At 75.0% G+C, this 25,989-nt stretch carries 23 protein-coding genes; 13 read left to right on the top strand and 10 right to left on the bottom strand.

Annotation, left to right across the window (positions count from 1 at the left end):
• The first annotated feature begins 5 nt into the window (after positions 1-5).
• Complete coding sequence (locus QSK03_RS24380) at positions 6-1,604, top strand: adenylate/guanylate cyclase domain-containing protein (protein WP_285657569.1); 1,599 nt, start codon at positions 6-8, stop codon at positions 1,602-1,604.
• Between the two features lie 231 nt (positions 1,605-1,835).
• Here the strand turns inward: QSK03_RS24380 and rlmB are convergent, their stop codons facing one another.
• On the bottom strand, positions 1,836-2,849 hold the full coding sequence (gene rlmB, locus QSK03_RS24375) for a 23S rRNA (guanosine(2251)-2'-O)-methyltransferase RlmB (protein WP_285657567.1): 1,014 nt from the start codon (positions 2,847-2,849) through the stop codon (positions 1,836-1,838).
• Between the two features lie 6 nt (positions 2,850-2,855).
• Positions 2,856-4,256, bottom strand: a complete 1,401-nt coding sequence (gene cysS, locus QSK03_RS24370) for a cysteine--tRNA ligase (RefSeq protein WP_285657565.1) — start codon at positions 4,254-4,256, stop codon at positions 2,856-2,858.
• A 162-nt stretch (positions 4,257-4,418) separates the two neighbouring features.
• Between cysS and QSK03_RS24365 the strand changes: the two genes are divergently transcribed.
• The 3 genes from QSK03_RS24365 (at position 4,419) to QSK03_RS24355 (ending at position 7,579) form a co-directional block, all read left to right on the top strand.
• Complete coding sequence (locus tag QSK03_RS24365; RefSeq protein WP_285657563.1) at positions 4,419-5,543, top strand: NDMA-dependent alcohol dehydrogenase; 1,125 nt, start codon at positions 4,419-4,421, stop codon at positions 5,541-5,543.
• A 78-nt stretch (positions 5,544-5,621) separates the two neighbouring features.
• Complete coding sequence (locus QSK03_RS24360) at positions 5,622-6,590, top strand: AAA family ATPase (protein WP_285657562.1); 969 nt, start codon at positions 5,622-5,624, stop codon at positions 6,588-6,590.
• A gap of 56 nt (positions 6,591-6,646) precedes the next feature.
• Positions 6,647-7,579, top strand: a complete 933-nt coding sequence (locus QSK03_RS24355) for a vWA domain-containing protein (protein WP_285657560.1) — start codon at positions 6,647-6,649, stop codon at positions 7,577-7,579.
• A gap of 238 nt (positions 7,580-7,817) precedes the next feature.
• Here QSK03_RS24355 and QSK03_RS24350 read toward each other — a convergent pair whose 3' ends face one another.
• The 5 genes from QSK03_RS24350 to QSK03_RS24330 all read right to left on the bottom strand — a co-directional run bounded on the left by QSK03_RS24350 (position 7,818) and on the right by QSK03_RS24330 (position 12,042).
• The gene (locus QSK03_RS24350) at positions 7,818-8,669 is read right to left on the bottom strand and encodes an ESX secretion-associated protein EspG (protein ID WP_285657599.1); all 852 of its coding nucleotides are present in this window, start codon (positions 8,667-8,669) and stop codon (positions 7,818-7,820) included.
• A gap of 16 nt (positions 8,670-8,685) precedes the next feature.
• Positions 8,686-10,266, bottom strand: a complete 1,581-nt coding sequence (locus QSK03_RS24345) for a WXG100 family type VII secretion target (protein ID WP_285657558.1) — start codon at positions 10,264-10,266, stop codon at positions 8,686-8,688.
• A gap of 65 nt (positions 10,267-10,331) precedes the next feature.
• The gene (ispF, locus tag QSK03_RS24340) at positions 10,332-10,796 is read right to left on the bottom strand and encodes a 2-C-methyl-D-erythritol 2,4-cyclodiphosphate synthase (protein ID WP_285657597.1); all 465 of its coding nucleotides are present in this window, start codon (positions 10,794-10,796) and stop codon (positions 10,332-10,334) included.
• A 34-nt stretch (positions 10,797-10,830) separates the two neighbouring features.
• Positions 10,831-11,532, bottom strand: a complete 702-nt coding sequence (gene ispD / locus QSK03_RS24335) for a 2-C-methyl-D-erythritol 4-phosphate cytidylyltransferase (RefSeq protein WP_285657556.1) — start codon at positions 11,530-11,532, stop codon at positions 10,831-10,833.
• Positions 11,533-11,559: 27 nt separating this feature from the next.
• Positions 11,560-12,042, bottom strand: coding sequence for a CarD family transcriptional regulator (locus QSK03_RS24330; RefSeq protein ID WP_116707106.1), 483 nt, complete (start codon positions 12,040-12,042; stop codon positions 11,560-11,562).
• Positions 12,043-12,261: 219 nt separating this feature from the next.
• Here QSK03_RS24330 and QSK03_RS24325 point away from each other — a divergent pair, with 219 nt between their 5' ends.
• Together QSK03_RS24325 and radA are read left to right on the top strand one after the other, a co-directional pair.
• A complete protein-coding gene (locus QSK03_RS24325) occupies positions 12,262-12,804 on the top strand; it encodes a copper chaperone PCu(A)C domain-containing protein (RefSeq protein ID WP_285657554.1) in 543 nt (180 codons plus the stop codon).
• A gap of 52 nt (positions 12,805-12,856) precedes the next feature.
• The gene (gene radA / locus QSK03_RS24320; RefSeq protein ID WP_285657553.1) at positions 12,857-14,272 is read left to right on the top strand and encodes a DNA repair protein RadA; all 1,416 of its coding nucleotides are present in this window, start codon (positions 12,857-12,859) and stop codon (positions 14,270-14,272) included.
• Here the strand turns inward: radA and QSK03_RS24315 are convergent.
• On the bottom strand, positions 14,256-15,170 hold the full coding sequence (locus QSK03_RS24315) for a DUF4232 domain-containing protein (RefSeq protein ID WP_285657551.1): 915 nt from the start codon (positions 15,168-15,170) through the stop codon (positions 14,256-14,258). The genes radA and QSK03_RS24315 overlap by 17 nt on opposite strands.
• A 111-nt stretch (positions 15,171-15,281) precedes the next feature.
• Here QSK03_RS24315 and QSK03_RS24310 point away from each other — a divergent pair, with 111 nt between their 5' ends.
• The 3 genes from QSK03_RS24310 (at position 15,282) to QSK03_RS24300 (ending at position 17,403) form a co-directional block, all read left to right on the top strand.
• Positions 15,282-16,247, top strand: coding sequence for an HhH-GPD family protein (locus tag QSK03_RS24310; protein ID WP_285657549.1), 966 nt, complete (start codon positions 15,282-15,284; stop codon positions 16,245-16,247).
• 5 nt (positions 16,248-16,252) lie between these two features.
• Positions 16,253-16,567 carry an antibiotic biosynthesis monooxygenase family protein gene (locus tag QSK03_RS24305; RefSeq protein WP_285657547.1) on the top strand — a complete coding sequence of 105 codons (315 nt, stop codon included), beginning with the start codon at positions 16,253-16,255 and terminating at the stop codon, positions 16,565-16,567.
• Between the two features lie 83 nt (positions 16,568-16,650).
• Positions 16,651-17,403, top strand: coding sequence for an SIR2 family NAD-dependent protein deacylase (locus tag QSK03_RS24300; protein ID WP_285657545.1), 753 nt, complete (start codon positions 16,651-16,653; stop codon positions 17,401-17,403).
• A gap of 188 nt (positions 17,404-17,591) precedes the next feature.
• On the opposite strand, the gene QSK03_RS24295 is transcribed toward QSK03_RS24300, so the two are convergent.
• Positions 17,592-18,698: a winged helix DNA-binding domain-containing protein gene (locus tag QSK03_RS24295; protein ID WP_285657543.1), complete on the bottom strand. Its 1,107-nt coding sequence runs from the start codon at positions 18,696-18,698 to the stop codon at positions 17,592-17,594.
• 64 nt (positions 18,699-18,762) lie between these two features.
• Between QSK03_RS24295 and QSK03_RS24290 the strand changes: the two genes are divergently transcribed.
• The 3 genes from QSK03_RS24290 to QSK03_RS24280 all read left to right on the top strand — a co-directional run bounded on the left by QSK03_RS24290 (position 18,763) and on the right by QSK03_RS24280 (position 22,094).
• Entirely contained in the window at positions 18,763-19,833 is a 1,071-nt protein-coding gene (locus tag QSK03_RS24290; RefSeq protein ID WP_285657542.1) for a YihY/virulence factor BrkB family protein, read from the top strand.
• A 33-nt stretch (positions 19,834-19,866) separates the two neighbouring features.
• Positions 19,867-20,862 carry a helix-turn-helix transcriptional regulator gene (locus tag QSK03_RS24285; RefSeq protein ID WP_285657540.1) on the top strand — a complete coding sequence of 332 codons (996 nt, stop codon included), beginning with the start codon at positions 19,867-19,869 and terminating at the stop codon, positions 20,860-20,862.
• 659 nt (positions 20,863-21,521) lie between these two features.
• Positions 21,522-22,094, top strand: coding sequence for a hypothetical protein (locus QSK03_RS24280; RefSeq protein ID WP_285657538.1), 573 nt, complete (start codon positions 21,522-21,524; stop codon positions 22,092-22,094).
• Positions 22,095-22,219: 125 nt separating this feature from the next.
• Here the strand turns inward: QSK03_RS24280 and QSK03_RS24275 are convergent, their stop codons facing one another.
• Positions 22,220-24,757, bottom strand: a complete 2,538-nt coding sequence (locus QSK03_RS24275) for an ATP-dependent Clp protease ATP-binding subunit (protein WP_285657536.1) — start codon at positions 24,755-24,757, stop codon at positions 22,220-22,222.
• Between the two features lie 499 nt (positions 24,758-25,256).
• Here QSK03_RS24275 and QSK03_RS24270 point away from each other — a divergent pair, with 499 nt between their 5' ends.
• Positions 25,257-25,970, top strand: a complete 714-nt coding sequence (locus QSK03_RS24270; RefSeq protein WP_285657534.1) for a Crp/Fnr family transcriptional regulator — start codon at positions 25,257-25,259, stop codon at positions 25,968-25,970.
• The last annotated feature ends 19 nt before the right edge of the window (positions 25,971-25,989 follow it).

Here is a 25,989-nt window from a genome sequence, read left to right as displayed (position 1 = left end):
CGCGCATGGCCGCAGCGCCGCCGACGACGGCGTCCGACTCACCGGAGGACTGCGGCCTGCGCGCCGTCACGCGGCTCGTGCTGGTGTTCGTCGTCGTCATCCCGAACGTCGTCGGCGCCGGGGTCGTGCTCGTCCTGGCCGCCTGGGTGCTGCCGCTCGGCACGCTCGTCGAGGACGACCCCGGCGCGCTGCTGCGCAACCTCGTCGCCTTCGCCGGCTACCTCGTCGTCGCCGTGCTCGTCGGGGTGGTCTGGGGGCACGCGCGGATGCGCATCCCCCCGCCGCCCGGACCGGACGCGACCGAGGCCGCCGTGCGTCGCCACCGCAAGCGCGTGCGGCGCGTGGTGCTGCGCGGACCGCTGCGCCTCGCGACCGTCCAGTCGGTGCTGTGGGCGGCCGCGCTCGCCCTGTTCGTGGCGCTCAACCTCCCGTCCAGCCCGCGGCTCGGGCTCTCGGTCGGGGTGACGGTCGCGCTCGGCGGGGTCGCCACGGTGGCCGTGACGGCCCGCCTCGTCGAGCGCGTCCTGCGCCGCGAGGTCGCGCGCGTTCTCAACGACCGGCCACCGAACGACCGCATCCTGCCCGGCGTCGCGCTGCGCGCGGTCGGGTCGTGGGCGCTGGGCACCGCCGTGCCGCTGGTCGGCGTGCTGCTCGCGGCCGCGGCGTCGCTCGTCTTCGGCGGCTACTCGACCGACCGGCTCGCCCTCGTCGTCCTCGTGCTCGGGGGCGTCGCGCTCGTCGTGGGGTTCCTCGTCACCGTGCTCACGGCGAACTCGACCGCGGCCCCGGTGATCGCCGTGCGCCGCGCCCAGCGCCGCGTCGAGGAGGGCGACTACGACGCCGAGGTCACCGTCTTCGACACCACCGAGCTCGGCCTGCTGCAGGCCGGCTTCAACACCATGGTCGGCGGGCTGCGCGAGCGGGAGCGCGTGCGCGACCTGTTCGGCCGCCACGTCGGCGAGGACGTCGCCCGCACCGCGCTCGAGAACGACGTCGAGCTGGGCGGCGAGGTCCGCGAGGTCGCGGTGCTGTTCGTCGACCTCGTCGGCTCCACCCGCCTCGCCGCGACGAGGCCCCCGCACGAGGTCGTCGAGACGCTCAACGCCTTCTTCGCGGTCGTCATCGACGTCGTCGAGCAGCACGACGGCTGGATCAACAAGTTCGAGGGCGACGCCGCACTGGCCGTCTTCGGCGCCCCCACCGCGCTCCCCGACGCCGCCGGCTGCGCCCTGCGCGCGGGACGCGAGCTCGCGCGGCGCATCGACGCCGAGCTCGAGGACATCGCCGCCGGCGTCGGCGTCTCCGCGGGCGAGGCCGTCGCCGGGAACATCGGCGACACGCGACGCTACGAGTACACGGTGATCGGCGACCCGGTGAACGAGGCGGCGCGACTGACCGAGGCCGCCAAGGAGGTCGACGGCGGCGTCGTCGCCTCGGGCGCGGCGCTGGAACGCGCGGGCGACGAGGCCGGGCGCTGGCAGGTGATCGACTCCCGGGTCCTGCGCGGCCGCGAGGCGTCGACGGACCTCGCCGTGCCGACCGGGAACGCGCCGGCGCCGTCGGCGCCGGCGGAGTCCGAGCGAAGGGCCCCGTCGCTCGGGTAGACGGGCGAGGGGCGCCCGTCGCCGGAACGCGCCCGCAGGCGCGCCGGAGATCAGGAGCGCGTCATCCACGCCCGCTGCGCCGCCGGGGTGCACAGCGCGCTCGTGATCTCCACGCGGGCGCGCCCCGAGGAGCCCCGCCGCGCCCGGTCCCGGTGATCAACGCGGACTTTGCGCGCGTAGAAGCAGCGAACATCCAGTTGAGCACGCCGATAGGGCGTTCGCTGCAACACCTCACGCGCGCCGGCGCCTCGCCACTTCCGCGAGCGCCACGCCGGCCGCGACGGAGGCGTTCAGCGATTCCACGTCGCCCGCCATCGGGATCGACACGGTGCCCGTGCAGGTCTCGCCGACGAGGCGGGAGAGGCCTTTGCCCTCCGACCCGACGACGACCACGAGCGGGCCGCGGGCGGCGTCGGGGCCGGCGACGTCGTCGAGGTGGTCGATGTCGGTCGCCGCGTCCCCGTCCAGCCCGACGGCGACGAGGCCCTCGTCGAGCCAGGCCGTCAGGGTGCGGCTGAGGTTCGTCGCGCGGCCGACGGGCACGCGGGCGGCGGCGCCCGCGGAGGTCCGCCAGGCCACCGGGGTCACACCGACCGACCGGCGCAGGGGCAGCAGCACCCCGTGGGCCCCGAACGCCGCGGCCGATCGCAGGACGGCGCCGAGGTTGCGCGGGTCGGTCACCCCGTCGAGCGCCACGAGCAGCGGTTCGACGCGGTCGAGGTGGGCGCGCTGGCGGGCCTCCTCGAGCAGGTCGTCGGGGTGGCGGTACTGGAAGGCCGGCACGGCGAGCGCGAGGCCCTGGTGCACGGCGCCGTCGGCCATCTTGTCGACGTCGCCGCGCGGCACCTCGAGCACCGAGACGCCGCGCTCGGACGCCATCTTGATCGCCTCGCGGACGCGGTCGTCGATCTCGATGTTCTGGGCGACGTAGAGCGCGGTGGCGGGGCTATGGGCGCGCAGGCTCTCGACCACCGGGTTGCGCCCGAGGACGGTCTGCGGGCCGTCGGGGTCCTCGCGACGGGCCGGGGAACGGCGCGCCGCGCCCCGGTCGTCGCCGGCGGGCTTGCGGGGAGCCGCCGCCGCGCCGCCCGCGCGGTAGGACTTGTGGTTCGGGCGCTTGTCGGCGGGCGGGGTCGGACCCTTGCCCTCGAGGCTCGACCGCCCCTTGCCGCCCGAGCCCTTCGTCGGCCCCTTCTTCGACCCCGGGTTGCGCCGGGCGCCGGGGCGCCGGGAGTTGCCGGCCATGTTCGGCTACGCACCGTCCTTGAGGGTCCAGGTGGGTCCGTCGGCGGTGTCCTCGACGGTGACGCCGGCCGCCGTGAGCTCGTCGCGCAGGGCGTCGGCGCGGGCGAAGTCGCGCTCGGCTCGGGCCCGCGTGCGCTGGTCCAGCAGCGACCCGACCAGCGCCGACAGCGCCTCGCGGGCCGCGTCCCCGGCCCCGCCGCTCGCCGACGACTCCGCCCACACGACGGGGTCGAGGCCGAGGACCCCGGTCATCGCCCGCACCGCGGCGGCGTCCGCGAGCGCCTCGTCCCGCCGGCCGGCGTCGAGCGCGGCGTTGCCGGCGCGGACGGTCTCGTGCACCTCGGCGAGCGCCGCGGGCGTCGCCACGTCGTCGTCGAGCGCGGCGGCGAACGCGTCGCTGATGCGCCCGACCTCGACCGCGCCGACCCGGTCGTGCACGCGGTGCACGAAGGTCTCGATGCGGTGGTACGCGGCGGCGGCCTCGGCCAGCGCGTCCTCGGAGTACTCCAGCGTCGAGCGGTAGTGCGGCGCGACGAGGTAGTAGCGCAGCTCCACCGGCCGCACGCGCGAGAGCACGGCGGGGATGGTGAGGGTGTTGCCGAGCGACTTCGACATCTTCGCCCCGGCCATCGTCACCCAGGCGTTGTGCAGCCAGTACTCGGCGAACCCGTCGCCGGCGGCGCGGGACTGGGCCAGCTCGTTCTCGTGGTGCGGGAAGACGAGGTCGAGCCCGCCGCCGTGGATGTCGAAGCGCGGGCCGAGGTAGTGCGTGGACATCGCGGAGCACTCGAGGTGCCAGCCGGGACGGCCACGCCCCCACGGGGTCGGCCAGTCCGGCTCGCCGGGCTTGGCCGCCTTCCAGAGCGTGAAGTCGCGCGCGTCGCGCTTGCCGCGCAGGTCCGCGCCCTCGCCCTGCTCCATCTCCTCGACCCGCTGGCCGGAGAGCTCGCCGTACGACGGCCACGTGCCCACCGCGAAGTAGACGTCGCCGTCCACGGCGTAGGCGTGCCCGCGGTCGATCAGACGCTGGATCAGTTCGACCATCTCGGTGATGTGGCCGGTCGCGCGCGGCTCCACCGAGGGCGGCAGGCACCCCAGCGCGTCGTAGGCGGCGGCGAAGGCGCGCTCGTGCGTCGCGGCCCACTCCCACCACGGACGCCCGGCGGCCGCGGCCTTCGCCAGGATCTTGTCGTCGATGTCGGTGACGTTGCGGACGAGCAGCACGTCGTACCCGCTGTGCGCGAGCCAGCGCCGCACCACGTCGAAGTCGAGACCGGAGCGGACGTGGCCGACGTGCGGGACGCCCTGCACGGTGGCCCCACACACGTACATCGACGCCGTGCCGGCGTGCTGCGGACGGAACTCCCGCAGCTCGCGTCGTGCGGTGTCGTACAGGTGCAGGCTCACCGCCCGGATCCTACGGGCCCACCCCCGGGCCCCTGGCGACCCATGGCGCAGCGAGCGCGTCCGACCGACCGATCGTTCGGTAACCCCCTTCCCAACGTGTGAGGGGGGACATAGAGTCGCGCTCGTCATTCGACGGTTTCGCTACGCGAGGAGTGGTCAGCGTTGTCCATCACGTGCCGGACATCTCTCGTCCGTCAGGCCCCGGGCAAGTACGAGACGGCGACGGTGGAGGTGGACGACCCGCGTCAGGACGAGATCCGGGTGAAGATGGTCGCCTCGGGTCTGTGCCACTCCGACGACCACATCGCCACCGGTGACATCCCGGTCGGCACCTACCCGTTCGCCGGCGGGCACGAGGGCGGCGGCATCGTCGAGTCGGTCGGGCCGAACACCAAGGGCTTCGAGGTCGGCGACAAGGTCCTCTTCTCGTTCCTCCCCGCCTGTGGGCAGTGCCGCTGGTGCGCCACCGGGCACTCGAACCTCTGCGACCTCGGCGCGGGCCTGCTCGCCGGCACCCGCTGGACCGAGGACTCCACCCGCCTGCACCTCGAGGACGGCACCAACGTCGGCCAGATGTGCGGCATCTCGACCTTCTCGGAGTACACGACCGTCGCGGTCGACTCGGCGATCAAGGTCGCGCAGGACACCAACCTCGAGACCACCTGCCTGCTGGGCTGCTCGGTCGGCACCGGCTGGGGCACCGCGGTGAACACCGGCGACGTGCAGCCCGGTGACACCGTGATCATCCAGGGCATCGGCGGCATCGGCGCCAACGCCGTGCAGGGCGCCGCGCACGCCGGCGCCGCCAACGTCATCGCCGTCGACCCGGTCGCGTTCAAGCGCGAGAAGGCCCTCGAGCTCGGCGCCACCGAGGCCGTCGAGACGATCGAGGAGGCCACCGAGATCGCCAAGGGCTACACCAACGGCCAGGGCGCCGACGTCTCGCTGGTCACCATCGGCATCACCAAGCCCGAGCACGTCGGCAACGCCTTCGCCTCGATCCGCAAGCAGGGCACCGTCGTGGTCACCGGCCTGGGCGACATCACCGAGATCGGCGTGCCGATCCCGATCGGCGAGCTGACCCTGTTCGAGAAGAAGCTCAAGGGCTCGCTGTTCGGCTCCTCGAACCCGAAGGCCGACATCCCCAAGATGCTGGGCCTCTACAACGCCGGCAAGCTCAAGCTCGACGAGCTGGTCACCAAGAAGTACAAGCTCGACGAGGTCGCCCAGGGCTACGAGGACATGCACGCCGGCAAGAACATCCGCGGCGTCGTCGTCTTCGACTGAGGTAGCCGACCACCAGTGACGAACGGTTCCGCGGCCCCGGTGTCCGGAGAGCACGACGGCCCAGCCCCGCTGCGCTGCGTGTCCCCCGACGACGCCGGGGCCGCCCCCGCTCTGCCCACCGCCGGCCGCCTGCCCGTTCGCGACATGATCGACGCGGCACGGGCCCGGGTGGTCGGGCGCGTCCGCGAGTCCGAGGTCATCGCCGCGGCGCTGGCCGCCGGGCGCAGCGTCCTGCTCGAGGGCCCGCCCGGCACCGGCAAGACGACGCTGCTGCGCGCGCTCGCCGAGGGCGCGGGCGTCGGCCTCGAGCTGGTCGAGGGCAACGCCGAGCTCTCGCCGGCCCGGCTCGTCGGCCACCACGACCCCTCGCGTGTCCTCACCGAGGACTACCGGCCCGACAACTTCGTGCCGGGGCCCCTCGTCCGGGCGCTGACCTCCGGCGCCCTGCTCTACGTCGAGGAGCTCAACCGCGTCCCCGAGGAGACGCTGAACGTGCTGCTCGGCGTGCTCTCCGAGCGACGCCTGCACGTCCCGCGGCTCGGGATCGTCGACGCCGCGCCGAGCTTCCGCCTCGTCGCGGCCATGAACCCGTCGGACGCCGTCGGCACCGGACGGATCACGCCGGCGCTCTACGACCGCTCTTGCCGCGTCGGCTTCGCCCACCAGAGCGCCGACGAGGAGACCGCGATCGTCCGGCGCGACCACAGCCCCGTGGACGCCGGGTTCGTGGAGCGCGCGGTGCGCGCGGCCCGCGCCACCCGCGAGCACCCCGACCTGCGGCTGGGGTCCTCGGTGCGCGGCGCGCTCGACCTCGTCGCCGTCGCGGCGTCGCTGGCCGAGCTGCGCTCCGTGCCGCTCGCGGGCCGGCTCGCGCCCGCGGCCGAGACCACCGGCACCGACGCCGCCCTGGCCGCGCTCACCGGGCGCGTCCAGCTCCTCGAGGGGTCGACGCGCACGGTCGAGGACGTCGTCGCCGAGCTGTGGGCGGCCAGCGCGCCCGCGGACGAGTCGACCGGCTCCGCGGACGGGGACCCGGGAAAAGCCTGAGCCCCGGCGGCGCCCCGCCCGAGTCGGGGCGCTCGCCCGGGGCCCCGCCGCGCGTGGTGTCCGACCCGAAGGAGGTCGAGCAGCTGCTGCGCGACCAGGCCCGGCGCACCGAGACCCGCGCCGACCTGTCGCGACGCCACGGCGACGAGCTCCAGCAGGTCAGCCCGACGGTCGGCGTCCTCGACGAGGCGGCCGTGTCCGGGGCCTACGACGAGGACCCGGACGCGACCGTCGACCTGCTCGCGGACCTCGCCCGCGCCACCGACCCGCTGCTGCGCGCCGCCGCCCGGCGCCTCGCGGTGCGCCTCCTCGTGCCGCCGGCCCGGGCGGGCGAGACCGAGCGGCGAGGCTCGAGCCGGCTCGCGACCGTCGCGGGCGAGGGGCTCGACCTCGACCTGGACGCCACGCTGGAACGGTCGCTGGTGCACCGCCCGATCCGCGCCGAGGACCTGCGCTGGCGCGGCTGGCGCTCCCCGGGCCGCGCGATCGTGCTGCTCGTCGACGCCTCCGGATCGGTCGCGGGGAAGCCGTTGTCGACGGCGGTGACGACCGCGGGCGCGCTCGCGGCCGGCCTGCGCTCCGACGACGAGATCGCGGTGATCGCGTTCTGGTCGCGCGCCGTGGTGCTGCGCCACCTGCACTCCCCCGCGCCGGCCTCGGCGGTGCTCGACTCGCTGCTCGACCTGCGCGGCGGCTCGACCACCGACCTCGCGCTCGGCCTGCGCACCGCGCTCGCCCAGGCCGCGGCGGCCCGCGTCCCGCACGCCGACGTCCTCGTGCTCACCGACGGCGCGTGGAACGAGGGCGAGGACCCGGCGCCGGTCGCCGGCGGCTCGGGCTCGGCGCGCATCCACACACTCGTGACGGTCGACGACGACGAGGCCCGTGTCTCGTGCGCCCGGCTGGCCGCGGCCGGCGGCGGGCGTTCGGTGCCCCTGCACCGGCCCTCCGACGCCCCCGCGGCCGTACGGGCGGTGCTGCGGGGCTGACGGCCCGGGCACGCGGCGGTGGGTCGACCCCGCGACTCCGGGGAAAGTGCTTCGGAAATCGAAGGGATCGGCAGCGACTCCCGCGGTCCGGCGCCACCGACCCCCACAACGGATCCGACCCTCGACTCCCCGCGAAATCCTTCGGAAACCGAAGGATCGGCAGCGACTCCCGCGGTCCGGCGCCACCGACCCCCACCACGACCCGACCCGAGACTGATCACGCCGCGACTCGTGCCCGCTACCTGCTCGACCGCGGCGCCCGTCTCGCGGCGGAGTCCGCGGCGCACCCGTCGGGCTGATCGCCCGGGGTCACCGCCCGGGCGTGCTCGTCGAGGAGGTCCGCCAGGGCGGCCCGCAGGCGCGGGCGGTCGAGGGGCAGCACGAGGACGTGCCGGCCCGACGCGTCGAGGCCCCAGGCCACCCGTCCGACGGCAGTGTCGAGGACGGTGACCGTGCGCGGGCCGCGGCGGGACACGCCGTCGCCGTCGCGGGCCGCGCAGCCGAACGTCAGGGCGCCGGTCGGCGTCGTCGCCCACAGGGCCCTCAGGCGGTCGACGTGGTGGGCGGGCACGCCGGCCCGGCGCAGCCGGTGGGCGCGCTCGTCGAGCGTGCGGCCCCGGCCGAACAGGGCGGCGGCGGGCAGTGACATCCCGACGCCCGGCGCTGCGCGGGCGTCGGGCAGGCGGGCCAGCAGGGAGCCGGCGAGGTCGTGGGGATCGGCCGGCTCCAGGAGCAGCCCGTCGCCGTCGAGCCGGGCGACGACGCCGAGGGTGCCGCGCGCCGCGACCACGCCGGTGCGCGGAGGCGCGCCGTCACGCTGCACCACCACGTCCAGCTCGACGGCGGGCCGGTCGAGCACCCCGAGCGCGTCGGCGAGCCCCGGATCGGGTGCCCCGCGGGCGTCGAGCAGCCCCTGCGCGGCGAGACGCCGCCAGGCCGCGGCGTCGAGGGCGTCGCGCTCGGCGTACGTGTCGCCGTGGTCGAGGACGGAGAGCGTCGGCGGGCGCGTCCCGAGCCCGAGCGCGCGCCAGAGCGCGACGTACTGGCCGACGTCGAGCCGGGCCCCGACGAACCCCGCACCGAGCGTCATCGCCCTCACCGGCGGCTCATTCGCCGATCACCGGCGGGGCCGTCGCCGGCAGCACCCCGGCGATGGCGTCGGGGTCGTCCTCGGCGAGGTAGTCGGGTCGCTGCCGGCGCCCGTCCGCGCCCGGGCCGCCCGCCATGCCGGCGGGCGGGATCATCGGGACGGCACCGGCACGTCCCTCGGCCGCCGCGGCCCCGGCGGCGCGCGCGGCGGTGGCCTCGCCGAGAGCACCACCGGCACCACCGGCCCGGGCGCCCGGCTCGCCCGTCGACCCACCGAGGCCGCCGCCGGCACGCCCACCGGCGCCGACGCCGCCGCCGGCACCCTCGCCCACCCCGACCGCCGCGCCCGGCAGCCGCGACCCGGGGACGCCGCCGCTGACTCCGCCGGCCCGGCCAGCCTCACCGGGCGCGCCGCCGGAGCCGCCCGAGCCCGTTGACCCGGCGCCACCCGAGCCCGTCGACCCGGGGACACCCGGGAGGCCGGGCGACCGACCTCCGCCCGTCGACGCCCCCGGCACCGACCGTCCCCCGGCACCCCCCGGCGTCCCGACACTCCCCGGCACACCGGCGACGGGCGGGACGACGCCGCCCGCGCTCCCGCCGGCGGCACCCGGCACGCCGGCCGACCCCGGCACACCCCGACCGCCGGACCCCGGCACGCCCGGCGCCGTCGGGACGCCCGCGGCGGGCGAGGACGACGGCACGCCGCCGCCGGCTCCCGCGCCCCCGGCGCCACCCGTCCCGGCACCCGCACCTCCGGGGCCACCGCTCCCGGCTCCCGCACCCCCGGCACCACCGCTCCCGGGTCCCGCACCCCCGGCGCCACCGCCCCCGGCACCGCCCGACCCGCCACCACCGGCCGGGACACGCGGCACCCCGGGGACCGCACCGGCACCGCCCGGCAGACCGCCCGGCAGACCGCCGGGCACACCCGCACCACCGCCTCCGCCAGAACCCCCGCCCTGGCCCGGCGCAGCGCCCCCACCGGGCACCTGGCCCTGGCCGGCCGGCGGGCTGCCCGGGTCGATCGGGGCCCCGCCCGGACCGGCGAACGCGGGCAGCGTCTGCATGGGCCCGCGACTCGCGTCCTGGTACTCCGTCATGGCCCGCTGCGCGTCCTCCTGAGCGCGCTGCTGCTGGACCATCTGGTAGACGGCGTCGGCGCCGCCGAGCGGCACCGGAGCGACCGTCTCGGCCACCGGACGCACGGTGCCGAGGAGCGACGACCCGTCGAGGAACCCGTTGACCCCGGCGTCCCACATCGAGGAGAACTGCGGCGCCGGGACGCGCGCCTGGGTCTCCGACAGGCGCACCGCCTGGTCCTGGCCGGCCGTGTTGACCCGCGCGGCCGCGTCGCGGGCCTCGTCGACCCACGGGCGCAGCGGCTGCAGGCGCTGGTCGGCCTCGGTGGCCGCCACGCCGTGCCAGGTCGCGCCGAGGGTGCGGTTGGCGCGCTCGACCGCGTCGGTGACGGCGACCATGCGGTCGGCGAGGCGCTGCCACGTGCCGCCGGTGTCGCGGAAGCCGTCGGGCCCGCCGGAGGCCAGCGAGTCGAAGATCTCCTGATGGGACTTCGACGACCAGTGCGTCTCGAACACCCGGCACCTCCCCTCGCGCGGATCGTAGGAAGCGCGCGGCGGCGGTGGGTGCCGTTCGGGAGAAGTCAGGCCGGCCGGAGCAGCGCCGTCGCGACCGCCGCCAGGCCCTCGCCGCGGCCGGTGAGCCCGAGGCCGTCCGAGGTCGTCCCCGACACCGCGACCGGGCCGCCGAGGGCCTCGGAGAGCACCGCCTGCGCCTCGGCGCGCCGGGTGCCGATCTTCGGGGCGTTCCCGATCACCTGCACCGCCGCGTTGCCCAGGACCCAGCCCTCCGCTCCGACCAGCGTCCGGACCTCGCCGAGCAGCCGCGCCCCGGAGGCGCCGGACCACTCGGGTCGTCCGGTGCCGAACACGGCACCGACGTCGCCCAGCCCGGCGGCGGAGAGGACCGCGTCGCAGAGGGCGTGCGCGGCGACGTCACCGTCGGAGTGCCCCGCGCAGCCGTCGACGCCCTCCCACAGCAGCCCGGCCACCCAGCACGGCACGCCGGGACGCAGCGGGTGCACGTCGGTGCCGATGCCCACCCTCACGAGGTCGAGCTCCACGCCGCGCCGTCTCCCGTCCTCACGACGCCCCCGCCGTCGCGGCCGCGACCAGCGCCTCGGCCATCGCGAGGTCGAGCGGGGTGGTGACCTTGAAGGCGCGCGGGTCGCCGGGCACGGTCGCGACGCTCACCCCGATCTCCTCCGCGAGCCCGGCGTCGTCGGTGGCGGTGACCGGTCCCCCGGCGTCGCGCCCGGAGCGGGCGTGCTCGTGGGCGGCGCGGAGGGTCGCCGGGTCGAAGCCCTGGGGCGTCTGCACGGCGGCGAGGCCGGTGCGGTCGACCGTGGCGATCACCACTCCGGCGGGCCCGGTGCGCTTGAGGGTGTCCGCGACGGGGGTGGCCGGGACGACGGCGCGATGGCCCGCTCGGACCGCGTCGATCACCGCGCGCACGACCTCCGGCGGGCACAGACAGCGGGCGGCATCGTGCACGAGCACGACCTCCGCGTCGCGGGGCACCGCCCCGAGGGCGGCCGCCACCGAGCCGACACGGTCGTCGGCGCCGGGCACGACCGTCGCTCGGCGGTGGTCGAGCGCGGCGCGGAACTCGTCCTCGCCGCCCGGTGGGGCGACGACCACGACGACGTCCACGCCGCCCTCGACCAGGCCGTCCACGGCGCGGGCCACCAACGTCAGCCCACCCACGACGGCCAGTGCCTTCGGCCGGCCGAGACCGAGCCGTTCACCACGTCCCGCCGCGGGCACGATCGCCGCGACGGTCACCGCGTCCCCGCGGTCATCGAGCGTGGCTCAGGACGCCAGCACCTGGTCCAGCAGCGACTCGGCGGCCACCTCGTCGGTGCCCTCCGCGAGCGCCAGCTCGCTGACCAGGATCTGGCGCGCCTTCGCCAGCATGCGCTTCTCACCCGCGGACAGGCCGCGGTCCTTCTCGCGGCGCCAGAGATCGCGGACGACCTCCGCCACCTTGTTCACGTCACCCGACGCGAGCTTCTCGAGATTCGCCTTGTACCGGCGCGACCAGTTCGTCGGCTCCTCGGTGTGCGGCGCGCGCAGCACCTCGAACACCCGGTCCAGCCCCTCCTGGCCCACCACGTCGCGGACGCCGACGATCTCGGCGTTGTCCGCGGGGACCCGGACGGTCAGGTCGCCCTGAGCAACCTTGAGAACGAGGTACTTCTTCTCCTCGCCCTTGATCGTCCTGGTCTCGATGGCCTCGATGAGAGCGGCACCGTGGTGCGGGTAGACGACGGTCTCGCCGACCTTGAAAACCATGTGTCCCGAGCCCCTTTCGCCTCTACGAGGTTAACACGTCCGACGCACGGGCATCGCAGGGGATCCCGCCGTCTTCGCAGGTCAGGGACTTGACAAGTCACCGTGCGCCGTGCTCGCCGAGGTGAGCGCACGCTCCCGCGGGGCCGGGACCCGCCGCTGGTACTAAGGTGTCGCTGCCCCGTCGAGAGACTGCCCCCCTGCGAGAGGACGCCTGCGATCATGAGCCGCCGCCCGCGCGGGCCCCGCCCGGGGTTCGTCGTCGCGACCCTGTTGACCGCGGCCCTCGCCCTCGCCGGATGCAGCGCCGGCAGCGTCACGCAGACCGACACGGTGGTCTCCCAGGCCGACGGCGCGACCGGCCAGGTGGGCGCGATCGTGCTGCGCGACCTCTCCATCGACGCCGGTGAGGCGCAGAACGTGCCGTCCGGCGGCGAGGTGCCGCTGCGCGGCACGATCATCAACGAGGGCCCGACGGCCGACCGCCTGGTCTCGGTCTCGACGCCGTACGCGCTCGGCGTCCGCCAGGAGGGCGCGACCGTCGTCCCCGGCAGCAACGCGGTCCGGATGGTCGGCAACGAGCCCGGCCCGGTCGGCCCCGCCAACCTCGACACCCGCCAGTCGGGCACGGCGCGCGTCGTGCTCACCGGGGTCACCCAGACGATCGCCTCCGGGCCGACGTACGCCGTCACCTTCACGTTCGAGCGGGCCGGCGCGGTCACCGTGCCGCTGATCGTCGCCGCCTCCGAGCCCGCGGTCGGGTAGTCCCGCCGCGTCGCCGCCGGCGCTGTCGGGGGTCGGGCCTACCGTTCCGTCCGTGCCGTCCCGAGCCCGCGCCAGCCGCTTCGAGTGCACCGCGTGCGGTCACGCCGCCGCCAAGTGGGTCGGGCGCTGTCCCGACTGCGGCGGGTGGGGCACCGTCGAGGAGTCGCCGGACCTGCCGTCCGCGGGCCGCACCGGCCGGCCCGGGGTCGCGCCCGCCCCGGCCGCCCGCCCCTCGAGCCCCGTCCGGCTGATCGGCGAGGTCGGCCTGGAGACGGCGAAGGCGCGGCCCACCGGCGTCGCCGAGCTCGACCGGGTGCTCGGCGGGGGCCTGGTGCCCGGGGTCGTCGTGCTGCTGGCGGGCGAGCCCGGGGTGGGCAAGTCCACGCTGCTGCTCGAGGTGGCCGCGCAGCGGGCCCGCGCCGGCGCGACCGTGCTGTACGTCACGGGCGAGGAGTCGGCCGGCCAGGTCCGGCTGCGCGCCGAGCGCACCGGAGGGCTCGCTCCGCACCTGTTCCTGTCGGCCACCGGCGATCTCGAGGAGGTCGCCGCGCACGTCGAGGCCGTCGACCCCGAGCTGCTCGTGGTCGACTCGGTGCAGACGGTCGGCACGGCCACCGCGGAGGGCTCGCCGGGCGGTGTCTCCCAGGTCCGCACGGTCACCAGCGCGCTCGTCGCCCTCGCCAAGCAGCGCGACCTGCCCGTCGTGCTCATCGGGCACGTCACCAAGGACGGCGCGGTCGCCGGGCCGCGCACCCTCGAGCACCTCGTGGACGTCGTGCTGTCGTTCGAGGGCGACCGGCACTCCACGCTGCGGATGGTGCGCGGCCTGAAGAACCGGTTCGGCGCCACCGACGAGGTCGGCTGCTTCGAGATGAACGACGGCGGCATCACCGAGGTCACCGACCCGTCGGGGCTGTTCACCGGCGGGCTCGAGCGCACCGTCGCCGGGCAGGCGGTCACGGTCGCGATGGAGGGCAAACGCCCGCTGATGGCCGAGGTGCAGGCGCTCGTCGCCACCCGGGCCAACGACACCCCGCCGCGTCGCGTGGTGTCGGACCTCGACAGCGGCCGCGTGGCCAAGATCCTCGCGGTGCTGCAGGAGCGCTGCGGGCTGCGCCTGCACGACAAGGACGTCTTCGTCGCCACCGTCGGCGGCATGAAGCTGCGCGAGCCGTCCGCGGACCTCGCGGTGGCCATCGCAGTCACCTCGGCGTTCCACAACCAGCCCGTGCGCTCCGGGCTGGTCGCGATCGGCGAGGTCGGGCTCGGCGGCGAGCTCCGCCGGGTGGTGGCCCTCGAGCGCCGGCTCGCCGAGGCCGGACGGCTCGGCATCAGCCGGGCGATCGTGCCGCCGGGGGACGCCCGTACCCCGAAGGGGCTCACGGCGGCGGTCGCCGACGACCTCCACGGCGCGCTGATGCGCACCGGCCTCGTCGGGGTCGACGCGGACTTCAGCCCTCAAGGGTGAAGGTCACCGGGTCGCTCACGATCCCGTCGAGGCGCGCGAGCAGCTGGTAGGTACCGGGCGGCACCGCGGTCCGCTCGCCGCGACAGCCCGGCTGCGACGTCTTGCCCGACCAGTGCACCGAGAACACCGCCTCCTCGCCGGGCGCGAGGGTGCGGACGTCGTCGGTGTCGCCCGGCGAGCAGTCGTTGCTACCCCACAGCCCGTCGCCGGGCCGCTTGACCACGGCCACGGCCTGCTTGGCGGCGTCGAGGTCACGGACGCAGGGGGCGGTGCCGGTGTTGGTGACGACGAGGCTCAGCACCGGCTTGCGGCCGGCGGCGTAGCTCGGGGCGTCGGTCCGGGCGGTGACCCGCAGGTCGCCGTCGGCGCAGGGTCCCGGTGCCGGTGCGCTCGCGGGGGTGGGCTGCTCGGTGGTGGTCGTGGTCGGGTTCGTGGTCGGGTTCGTGGTCGCGGACGGCGGGGTCTCTGAGGCCGGGGGCGTCGGCGAGGTCACGGCGGGCCCGAGCAGGGGCCCCGAGGAGCCCGCCGGCACACCTGGGGGCAGGAAGTTCCGGAAGCCGTCGCCGCCCGGGGGCACGAAGAGGGCGCCGTCCGGCCCCGGGGTGAGGGCCGGGGCCCCGCCGGGCGGGATCACGGACGGCAACGCGGCCGCGATCGGTCCCGACTCGCTGCCCGGCCCCGAGCCCGGAGGCGGTGTCGGAGGCGTCGAGGTCTGCTGGCTCGCCATCGCCGCCGCGCGGGCGCGGGCCTCGACCGTCGCGGGGTCCGGCTCGCCGCCGCCGGCGAGCCCGACGACGGCCCAGACGATCCCGCCGAGCACCGCGACGACCACGCCGAGCGCGACGCAGCGCCGCCGCCAGTAGACCGACGGCGGAAGCGGTCCGGCCGGCTCCCACACGTCACGGAAAGTAGGATCGCGCTCGCTCCGCGCAACCGACCACCACGCGGTCGTCGGTCCGTTTCACCCGACGGTGGCGACGGCGGGTGCGCGGGGCAGGATCGACGGTCGATGGCCGCCACCACCACGCCGGGGTCCACACCGACCGCACGGCCCGGGACGCTCGCCGACGTCCTCGTGCCCTGGTTCCGCGCCCACGCCCGCGACCTGCCGTGGCGCCGACCGGGGACCACGGCCTGGGGCGTCCTGGTCTCGGAGATCATGCTGCAGCAGACGCCCGTGGCGCGGGTCGAGGAGCCGTGGCGGGCGTGGCTCGAGCGCTGGCCCCGCCCGTCGGCGATGGCCGCGGCGCCGGCCTCGGACGTGCTGCGGGCCTGGGGCAAGCTCGGCTACCCCCGCCGGGCGCTGCGCCTGCACGCGGCGGCGCAGGCGATCACGTCCGAGCACGACGACGTCGTGCCCGAGGACGTGGAGACGCTCGAGTCCCTGCCCGGCGTCGGCACCTACACCGCGCGGGCCGTCGCGGCGTTCGCCCACGGCCGTCGCGTCCCCGTCGTCGACACGAACGTCCGCCGCGTCGTCGCCCGCGCCGTGCACGGGCGCGCGGAGCCGGGTGCCGCGGCCGCGCGGGACCTGGCCGACGTCGAGGCGCTGCTGCCGGCCGACGAGACGGGAGACGAAGCGGAGCGGAGCTCGACCCGGACGAACGACGCGGCGACCATGTCGGCGGCGTTGATGGAGCTGGGCGCGACGATCTGCGTCGCGCGCGGCCCCCGGTGCGCCGACTGCCCTGTCGCCGACCGCTGCGCCTGGCAACGGCTCGGCCGTCCGGCGTGGGACGGGCCCATCCGCAAGGCGCAGACCTGGGCCGGGACGGACCGGCAGGTGCGCGGGCGGCTGCTCGACGTCCTGCGGGGCGCCCCAGGACCGGTGACCGCCGAGGCCCTCGAGGCCGCCTGGCTCACCGACCCGGCCCAACGCTCCCGGTGCCTCGACTCGCTGCTCGTCGACGGGCTCGTCGAGCAGCTCGCGGACGGCCGCTTCGCGCTGCCGGGCGAGGCCGGCGACGTACCCTGAGTCCCATGGCCGTCGTGAAGATCAACGCCATCAAGGTCCCCGAGGGCAACGGGCCCGAGCTGGAGAAGCGCTTCGCCGCCCGCGGCGACGCGATCAAGGACACCCCCGGGTTCCTCGGCTACGAGCTGCTGCGCCCCACCTCCGGTGACGACCGGTACTTCGTCTACACGAAGTGGGAGTCCGAGGAGGCCTTCGCCGCGTGGCGGGACGGGGGCGCCGCGGCCGCCGCGCACGCCGGTGAGCGCAAGCAGCCGGTGTCGTCGGGCGCCGACCTCCTGGAGTTCGAGCTGGTCCTGCGTGTGGAGGGGTCCGGCTCCTGAGCGATCCCGACCCGGCGGGCGTCGCCGCCGCGGCGGAGGCGCTCGCCGGCGCCGAGGCGCTGCTGGTCTGCGCCGGGGCGGGGATGGGCGTCGACTCCGGGCTGCCCGACTTCCGGGGGCCCGAGGGCTTCTGGCGCGCGTACCCGCCCTACCGGCGGCTCGGGCTGCGCTTCGAGGAGATCGCCGACCCGGAGCACTTCGACGCCGACCCCGAGCTCGCCTGGGGCTTCTACGGCCACCGCCTCGCGCTGTACCGCCGCACGGTGCCGCACGCCGGGTTCGCCGTCCTGCGGCGCTGGGCCGACCGGTGGCCGACGCAGGTGTTCACGTCCAACGTCGACGGCGCGTTCCAGGTCGCCGGGTTCGCCGACGACGACGTCGTGGAGTGCCACGGCGCGATCGGCACCCTGCAGTGCACGGCGCCCTGCCACGAGGGCACGTGGCCCGCGGACGACGTCGACGTCGTCATCGACGAGGACACCATGCGCGCCCGCCCTCCCCTGCCGACGTGCCCGCGGTGCGGTCGGGTCGCGCGGCCGAACATCCTCATGTTCGGCGACGGCGCCTGGGTGCCCGGGCACCACGGCGAGCGGACGGCCGCGCACCGGGCCTGGCTCCGGAGCCTCGCCGCGGCCCGCCTCGTCGTCGTCGAGCTCGGCGCCGGCACCGCCGTCCCCACCGTGCGCCGTCACGCCGAGCTCGCCTCCGCCGCCTCCGGCGCCCTGATCCGGATCAACGTCCGCGAGCCGGAGATCCGTCACGGGCGCGGGGTGTCCCTGGCGTCCGGGGCGCGCGCGACGCTGGAGGCGATCGACGCGGCCCTGCCGGCGCCATGACGCGCGGCCGCTCGCCCGGTCTCGGGTGATCACGAGCGCCGCCGTGCACCGACACGGCGCCACGAGGTGCACGGCGACGCTCCTGATCTCCGTGCGCGGCGACCTCGACTTCCGACGTTCGGTGATCAACGGGGACCTCGCGCGCGGAGAAGCAGCGAGATACCCGTTCGCTGCGGGACCCGGCGCGCTCACACCCCCGTGAGGCCGGCGAGCGTCAGACCGCGGGCGGCGGCGACGCGTTCGGCCTCGTCGTCGAGGCGGGCCCGGACGTCGGACGCCAGAGGCATCATGAGCGCGAGCTCGAGGGTCAGCTTCTTCCCGGACGCCTTCGGCCGCCAGGTGCCGACGATCTCGCCGTCGGCGAGGATCGCGCCAGGGTTGCCGATGATCTTGTACAGGTCCTTGCGCAGCGACTCGTCCGGCGCGTGGATCTCGCGGTCGCGGGCCTGGAGCATCGGGTCGAGCGGCGGGAGGAGGCGGACGACGTCGGGGTCGGGCGCGCCGAGCGCGGCGTCGAGGTCGTCGGCGGGCAGCCACGCACGCCGCCCCTCCACGTCGACCTCCGCGAGCTCCGGCAACGCCGCGTCCCAGGCCGGCGCGAAGATGGTGGGGGTCGTCCCCACGAAGTCGGCGACCTCCCGTGGACCGGCGGGACCGAGGACGCGCAGGTAGTCGAGCACCAGCCGGGCGGCGCGGGCCGGGTCGCCGTCGACGGGACGCTCCCAGCCGGCGGGTGGCGGGGTGAGCAGGAGCGTCCTGCCGGTCGGGTCGAGGCCGACACCGACCGGGAACGCCGAGAGCCGGAAGAGCTGCTCGTTGACGTGGACGGTCGCGCAGCCCCGGCAGTCGCGGAGCAGGACGTCGGGGAGCAGCTTCGTCACGGCGCCGCTCGCGGTGCCCTTGGTCATCGGCTCGGTCACCACCTCGGCGAGGGCGTCGGCGGCGCGGTCGATCGACTCGCGGGCGGGGATGCCGACCCGACGCTGCTCGGGTCCGCTCCAGTTCAGGCGCGCGGCCGCGTCGGCGTCGTCGAACGGCCGGGCCGCCGCGGCGACGGCGTTGCGCTCGGCCGGCGGGTGGTGGTGCGGGGCGCCGCGGTGCGTCCAGCCGTCGACGAGCCCGCGCGCCACGGGATCGACCTCGCCGTCGGTGCGGGCGGCGAGCGCCAGCCGTGCCGTCGGTCCCGAGTCCTGGAGCCCCAGTGAGAACAGCGCGTCGAGCGGGCGGTCGCGGTGCAGCCCCTGGGCGGCGATGCGGTGCGCCAGGACCTGCTCGCGGGTCAGCGTCTCCACCATGGGAGCAGCCTGCCGCACCGTGGCTGACACGTGCGGTCAGGTTCTTTCCGCGATGATGGCTCTCGTGAGCTCGGTGCGCGCGGTGCCCGTCACCACGGACATGGACGGGGACGCGCTGCAGGCCGACGACGCGTGGCACACCGCGCGGCGCGTCGGGCTGCGCACGCTGTTGCGCGACGCCCTGCTGCGCTTCCGCTACGGCGACGGCTTCAGCCACGCGCGGGGGTTCGCGCTGCAGCTCGCGCTCGCGATCGTCCCGCTCGTGATCGCCGGCAGCGGGCTCGCGACGGCGGTGGGCGCGGAGTCGGTCGCGCAGGTCGTCGCGCGGACGGTCGTGGCCGTGTCCCCGGGCGCGGGCGACCAGCTGCTCGCCGACGTCGTCGCCCGCGGTCCGGCGGAGCTGCCCGAGGAGGACGGTGAAGCGGCGGACTCCCGCAGTGAGAACGTCGGCGAGTTCGCCGTCGCGTTCGGGCTGATCACCGCGTTCCTGGCGATGACCAGCGCGATCGCCCAGCTCGAGCGCGGCACCAACCGGATCTACGGCACCGAGCGGGACCGGCCGTTCGTGCGCAAGTACCTGCGCGCCGCGGTCCTGACGCTGACGGCCGGGACCGCGCTCGGCGTGGGCCTCGTGCTGATCATCGCGGGCGGCCCGCTCGGCGACGCCGTGGAGGACGTCTACCGCTGGGGTGACGTCGCCGAGACGGTGTTCGACGTCCTGCGCTGGCCGGTGGGCCTCGCGGCGCTCGTCGTCGCGGTGACGGTGCTGTTCCGGTACTCCCCGCGGCGCCACCAGCCGGGACTCTCGTGGCTCGCGCTCGGCGCCGGGCTGACCGTGGTGCTCTGGCTCGCCGCGTCGGGCGGTGTCGCGCTCTACGTCGCGGTCTCCGGCGACTTCAGCGACACCTACGGGCCGCTCGCCGGGATCATGGCGCTGCTGCTGTGGGCCACCGTCACCGGCGTCGCGCTGCTCCTCGGGGTCGCGCTGGCCGCACAGCTGGAGGCGGCACGCGCCGGCATGGGCGACCCGTTGCTGCGCGACGAGGACGCCGACGGCATCCCCGACGAGCTCCAGCCGTCGCCGCCGCAACAGCAGGTGGGCGAAACCGTGAGCCCGGACGGGGGACGTGCCTGACAGCTCCTGTCAGCCATGGGGTACCACTGACGTGTGCGCGCCAGCCGCCTCCTCTCCGTGCTGCTCCTGTTGCAGAGCCGTGGTCGCCTGACCGCGCGGGAGCTCGCCGACGAGCTCGAGGTCTCGATCCGCACGATCTACCGCGACATGGACGCGCTGTCGGCCTCGGGCGTGCCCGTGTACGCCGACCGCGGCCCCGAGGGCGGCTACTCGCTGCTGGAGGGCTACCGGACCCACCTCACCGGGATGACGGCCGACGAGGCCGACGCGCTCGCACTGTCCGGGATGCCGGACGCGGCGGCCGAGCTCGGCCTGGGGCGCGTGCTGGCGGCAGCGCAGCTCAAGGTGCAGGCGGCACTGCCCGGCGAGCTGTCCGACCGCGCCGGCCGCATCGCCGAGCGCTTCCACCTCGACGCCCCCGGCTGGTTCCGCGAGGCCGACCACGTCCCCACCCTCACCGGGGTCGCCGACGCGGTGTGGAACCAGCGCGTGGTGCGCGTGCGCTACCGGCGCTGGGCCACCGGCGGGCGCGAGCCCGAGGTGGAGCGCGAGCTCGAACCCCTCGGCCTCGTGCTCAAGGCGGGGACCTGGTACCTCGTCGCCGTTTCCTCCGGCGACAGCGACGCCGAGCCGCGCACGTACCGGATCGCGCGCATCCTCGACCTCGAGACCCTCGACGTGCGCTTCGACCGCCCCGAGGGCTTCGACCTCTGGAAGTACTGGCACCAGCGCACCCAGGAGCTCACCGACGCGCTGTACCAGGCCGAGGCCACCGTGCGCCTGTCCCCGCGCGCGATGGAGCTGGCCCCGGCCGTCCTGCGCCCGCACACCGCCCGCGCGCTCGCCGAGGGCAGCTGGCCCACCGACGCCGACGGCTGGACCCGCGCCGTGATCCCGATCGAGTCCCTCGCCCACGCCCGCTCCGAGCTCCTCACCCTCGGCGCCGACGTCGAGGTCCTCGCCCCCGTGGCCCTCCGCGAGCAGATGGCCGGCGTCGCCGCCGCCCTCGCCGGGCTCTACAGCGGCTGAGGTTGTGTCAGCGAAGTGCCGTTGCAGACGCTCAGCGTCCGTATCGGTACTTCGATCATGGGCACGGCACCTCCCCGGTCACTCGTCATCGGTGAGTCCGCTCTGCGTGGGCCGACCGCAGACCTCGTTGACCCGATCGGAGCCGTGGCGGCTTCGGCACGAGGCGCGTCTCTCCACACCCCGCCAGCCTGTCCACAGGCGACATCCGAGCCGCTCACGCGTACGCCCGTTCTCGGCCCACGATCGCCGTCATGGTGCGACGCGGGGATTGGGCGACGGACGCTGACGCCCTCCAGGCAGCCAGCTGGAACGGCATCCTCTCGGCGCGCGAGCTCGTGCGGCTCGGCGTCCCCGAGCGGACGGTGTACCGGCGAACCCAGCAGGACGGCCCGTGGACACTGCTGCTGCCTGCGACCCTGATGCTAACGAATGGCACCCCGACACCGCTGCAGCACGAGACCGCCGCACTCGTCCGCGGCGGCGAGAGCGCGATGCTGACCGGTCTGAGCGGGGCGCGGCACCACGGCCTCCGCCGCGGGGGCGATCCGGCCTTCGATCACGTCCTCATCCCGCTCGAGCACAGGGCCCTCAGCACTGGTCGGGCGCGGTTCGAACGGACCGTCCGGCTTCCGCGTCCGCGCCTCCGCGACGGACTGCCGGTGGCGCCGCTACCGCGATGCATCGTCGACCACATCAGGCGCCTCAAGGACCACGAGGAGATTGCCGCCGTCGTCACCGAAGCCGTCCAACGCGCGATGGTCGTGCTCGACGAGCTCTGGCTCGAGCTGGAGCTCGGGCCGCGGAAGGGCAGCGCCGCGCCTCGACGCGTGCTCGAGGCCGCTGGTGCCGGCGTGCTCTCGCCCGCCGAGTTCACCGCACGCGACTTCTGGGAGGCGTTCGACGACCTCCCGCCGATGGAGTGGAACGTCAGCGTGTACGACGAGAACGGACACTTCCTGGCCACCGTGGACGGCCTCGTCAAGGAGTTCGGGTTCGTCTGGGAGATCGACTCAGTGGAACACCATCTCGCGACCCCCGAGCAGGTGCGAGAGACGTTGGCGCGCCAGCGCAGGCTCCGCGCAGTCGGGTTGCACGTGCTCGGTTCGCGCCCCCGCCAGCGAACGGACGACCCGCGGGGGCTCCACGAGGACCTCCTGGCCCACCTCGCCGTCGCCGCCGCACTGCCGCCAGCCCGCGTCCTGTACGGGCCCGGACCGGCCCTCGCCGGGTGATCGAAGTACCGATACGGACGCTGAGTGTCCGCGACGGCACTTCGCTGACAAACCCCCGCACACGCCGGAGCCCCGGCCCCCGCGAACGGGGACCGGGGCTCCGGGGTGACGGGGACCGGGCGGGGTTACTCCGCCGCGGCGACCTCGGGGGTGTCCGGCACCGGGGTCGGCTTGGCCTCACCGCGGAAGGTGAAGGTCGCCGACTCCGGGGCCTGCTTGGTGACCCCGTTGTCGTCGGTCTCGGGCTCCCAGCCCTCGACGTCGACCAGGACGATCTGGCCGGACTCGACCTCGCCGAAGAGGATCTTCTCGGAGAGCTGGTCCTCGATCTCGCGCTGGATGGTGCGGCGCAGCGGCCGGGCACCGAGCACGGGGTCGAAACCGCGCTGGGCGAGCAGCTTCTTGGCGTTGTCGGTGAGCTCCAGGGACATGTCCTTGTTCTGGAGCTGCTTCTCGGTGCGGCCGATCATCAGGTCGACCATCTGCACGATCTCGTCCTCGCGCAGCTGGTGGAACACGATGATGTCGTCGATGCGGTTGAGGAACTCGGGGCGGAAGTGCTTCTTGAGCTCGTCCGTCACCTTGTTCTTCATGCGCTCGTAGTTCGATCCCGAGTCCTGACCGGACTGGAAACCGAGGCCGACCGCCTTCGAGATGTCCTGCGTACCGAGGTTCGACGTGAACACGATGACCGTGTTCTTGAAGTCGACGATGCGGCCCTGACCGTCGGTCAGGCGGCCGTCCTCGAGCACCTGCAGGAGCGTGTTGTAGACCTCGGAGTGGGCCTTCTCGATCTCGTCGAAGAGGACCACCGAGAACGGCTTGCGGCGCACCTTCTCGGTGAGCTGGCCGCCCTCCTCGTAGCCGACGTACCCGGGGGGCGCGCCGAAGAGCCGCGAGGCGGTGTAGCGGTCGTGGAACTCGCCCATGTCGATCTGGACGAGCGCGTCGTCGTCGCCGAACAGGAACTCCGCGAGCGCCTTGGTGAGCTCCGTCTTCCCGACACCCGAGGGACCGGCGAAGATGAACGAGCCCGAGGGACGCTTCGGGTCCTTGAGGCCGGCGCGGGTGCGGCGCATGGACTGGGACACGGCCTTGACCGCGTCCTCCTGCCCGATGATGCGCTTGTGGAGCTCGTCCTCCATGCGCAGGAGACGGGTGGTCTCCTCCTCGGTCAGCTTGAACACCGGGATGCCGGTCCAGTTGGCCAGCACCTCGGCGATCTGCTCGTCGTCGACCTCCGCGACGACGTCGAGGTCACCGGACTTCCACTGCTTCTCGCGCTCGGACTTCTGCCCGATGAGGGTCTTCTCCTCGTCGCGCAGGCGCGCCGCCTTCTCGAAGTCCTGCGCGTCGATCGCGGACTCCTTCTCGCGACGGACGTCGGCGATCTTCTCGTCGAACTCGCGCAGGTCCGGCGGCGCGGTCATGCGGCGGATGCGCATGCGGGCGCCGGCCTCGTCGATGAGGTCGATGGCCTTGTCCGGCAGGAAGCGGTCGTTGATGTAGCGGTCGGCCAGGGTGGCCGCCGCGACCAGCGCCGGGTCCGTGATGGAGACGCGGTGGTGCGCCTCGTAGCGGTCGCGCAGCCCCTTGAGGATCTCGATGGAGTGGGCCACCGAGGGCTCCCCCACCTGGATCGGCTGGAAGCGGCGCTCGAGCGCGGCGTCCTTCTCGACGTGCTTGCGGTACTCGTCGAGCGTGGTCGCGCCGATGGTCTGCAGCTCGCCGCGGGCCAGCATCGGCTTGAGGATCGACGCGGCGTCGATCGCGCCCTCGGCGGCACCCGCGCCGACGAGCGTGTGGAGCTCGTCGATGAACAGGATGATGTCGCCGCGGGTGCGGATCTCCTTGAGGACCTTCTTGAGGCGCTCCTCGAAGTCACCGCGGTAGCGCGAGCCCGCCACCAGCGACCCGAGGTCGAGGGTGTAGAGCTGCTTGTCCTTCAGCGTCTCGGGCACCTCGCCCTTGACGATGGCCTGGCCGAGGCCCTCGACGACGGCGGTCTTGCCGACGCCGGGCTCGCCGATGAGCACCGGGTTGTTCTTGGTCCTGCGGGACAGGACCTGCATGACCCGCTCGATCTCCTTCTCCCGGCCGATGACCGGGTCCAGCTTGCCCTCGCGGGCCGACTGGGTGAGGTTGCGACCGAACTGGTCGAGCACCAGGGAGGACGAGGGGGTGCCCTCGCCGCGCTGGCTGCCGGACTCCGCGGGCTCCTTGCCCTGGTAGCCCGAGAGCAGCTGCAGCACCTGCTGCCGCACACGGTTGAGGTCCGCGCCGAGCTTGACGAGCACCTGCGCGGCGACGCCCTCACCCTCGCGGATCAGCCCGAGCAGGATGTGCTCGGTGCCGATGTAGTTGTGCCCGAGCTGCAGCGCCTCGCGCAGCGACAGCTCCAGCACCTTCTTGGCGCGCGGGGTGAACGGGATGTGTCCACTGGGGGCCTGCTGACCCTGGCCGATGATCTCCTCGACCTGCTGGCGCACGCCCTCGAGAGCGATGCCCAGCGACTCGAGGGCCTTGGCCGCGACGCCCTCGCCCTCGTGGATCAGCCCGAGCAGGATGTGCTCGGTCCCGATGTAGTTGTGGTTGAGCATCCGGGCCTCTTCTTGGGCCAGGACGACCACCCGCCTCGCGCGGTCGGTGAACCTCTCGAACATTCGTCACTCCTGACTGCTGCGCCGGCGGTCCTCCACCGTGGCCGCCCTCGTGGTGACGACCGCGGTGGTCCCTTGGCAAGTGCCCGATGCCAGATCGGGACCCCCACGATGCCCCAGACTCGCAGAGCACCGTACGGACATCCTAGTCGTCGCGCGTGACGCCACGGGATGACGACGGTTGCACCACCGTGACGGGCGCCACCGGAGGACAGGCCCGATCGTGTCCCCGGCTCGTCGAGAACGGGGTCATGTGGGTTCCAACCACGGGAGACGTTCGCCTCATCCCGTCCATCCGTTCGCCACCGGCGAACCGGGAGACGCTCACCGACCCGTCACGGGGCCGCCGGACATCCTGGGAGGTCGACGGCTGTCGCGGATCCGACGCGGACGTCGACGCGGAACGCCGAGAAGGTCATGATCGACGGGCAGTCGTCGCGGTGACAGCGGTGCTGGGCCGGACGAGTGATCTTCCGGCGGGGTGGTCCGAGGGGATCCGGGGGTGGCGGTGACGGCGGACGCGCAGGCGCCGGTACGGAACGGTCAGGCCGGGGTCCGCGCGGCCCTCGCGGCGTGCCCGCAGCTGCAGGGACTCGAGCCCGCGGCGCTCGGCGCGCTCGCCGACGCCGCGGTCGGGCGCCGGTACGGGGCCGGGGAGGCGGTGTTCAGCACGGGCGACGTCGGCGACGCGCTGTTCGTCCTGCTCCGCGGCAGCGTGGTGTCGCGGGCCGTCTCGCCGGGGGGCGACGTCGTCGACGTCGGGGTCGCCGCCGAGGGGCACGCCTTCGGCTACTTCGAGGTGCTGCGGCCGGGCCCGCGGACCGAGGACGCCGTGGCGGTGCGCGACACCACCGTGCTCGCGGTGCCGGCGGGACCCGCGATCCGGGCCCTGCGCACCAGCCCCGACACGCTGCTCGCCCTGCTCTCCGACCTCGTGCGGATAGTGCGTCTCCAGAACCGCGCGACGCTCGGACGCGCGTTCCTGCCGGTCACCCGGCGGCTGGCCGACCTCCTGCTCGAGCTCGCCGGCCCCGGAGGGCACGTCGACTTCGGCGGGCCCCAGACGCTGCTGGCCCAGCGTCTCGGGATCGCCCGTCAGACCCTCAACACGGCCCTGCGCACGCTCGCGGAGCGTCGCCTCCTGGTGGTCCATCCGGGCGGGCGGGCCGCGACGATCGACCGGCCCGCGCTCCTCGCCTACGCGACCGGCGCCTGACCGGGGCCTGCCCGGGGCC

This window comes from Actinomycetospora sp. NBRC 106375, from assembly GCF_030269665.1.
Taxonomy (GTDB): Bacteria; Actinomycetota; Actinomycetes; order Mycobacteriales; family Pseudonocardiaceae; genus Actinomycetospora.
Note: the sequence above shows the minus strand (reverse complement) of the source record. Positions and strands in the feature narration are given on the sequence as shown.

Bases quoted from the DNA above. Each gene is read 5' to 3' on its own strand.
- QSK03_RS24380 (WP_285657569.1), top strand. From the start codon at position 6: ATGGCCGCAGCGCCGCCGACGACGGCGTCCGACTCACCGGAGGACTGC.
- rlmB (WP_285657567.1), bottom strand. From the start codon at position 2,849: ATGGCCGGCAACTCCCGGCGCCCCGGCGCCCGGCGCAACCCGGGGTCG.
- QSK03_RS24350 (WP_285657599.1), bottom strand. From the start codon at position 8,669: ATGACGCTCGGTGCGGGGTTCGTCGGGGCCCGGCTCGACGTCGGCCAG.
- QSK03_RS24330 (WP_116707106.1), bottom strand. From the start codon at position 12,042: ATGGTTTTCAAGGTCGGCGAGACCGTCGTCTACCCGCACCACGGTGCC.
- QSK03_RS24325 (WP_285657554.1), top strand. From the start codon at position 12,262: ATGAGCCGCCGCCCGCGCGGGCCCCGCCCGGGGTTCGTCGTCGCGACC.
- QSK03_RS24310 (WP_285657549.1), top strand. From the start codon at position 15,282: ATGGCCGCCACCACCACGCCGGGGTCCACACCGACCGCACGGCCCGGG.
- QSK03_RS24305 (WP_285657547.1), top strand. From the start codon at position 16,253: ATGGCCGTCGTGAAGATCAACGCCATCAAGGTCCCCGAGGGCAACGGG.
- QSK03_RS24300 (WP_285657545.1), top strand. From the start codon at position 16,651: ATGGGCGTCGACTCCGGGCTGCCCGACTTCCGGGGGCCCGAGGGCTTC.
- QSK03_RS24295 (WP_285657543.1), bottom strand. From the start codon at position 18,698: ATGGTGGAGACGCTGACCCGCGAGCAGGTCCTGGCGCACCGCATCGCC.
- QSK03_RS24275 (WP_285657536.1), bottom strand. From the start codon at position 24,757: ATGTTCGAGAGGTTCACCGACCGCGCGAGGCGGGTGGTCGTCCTGGCC.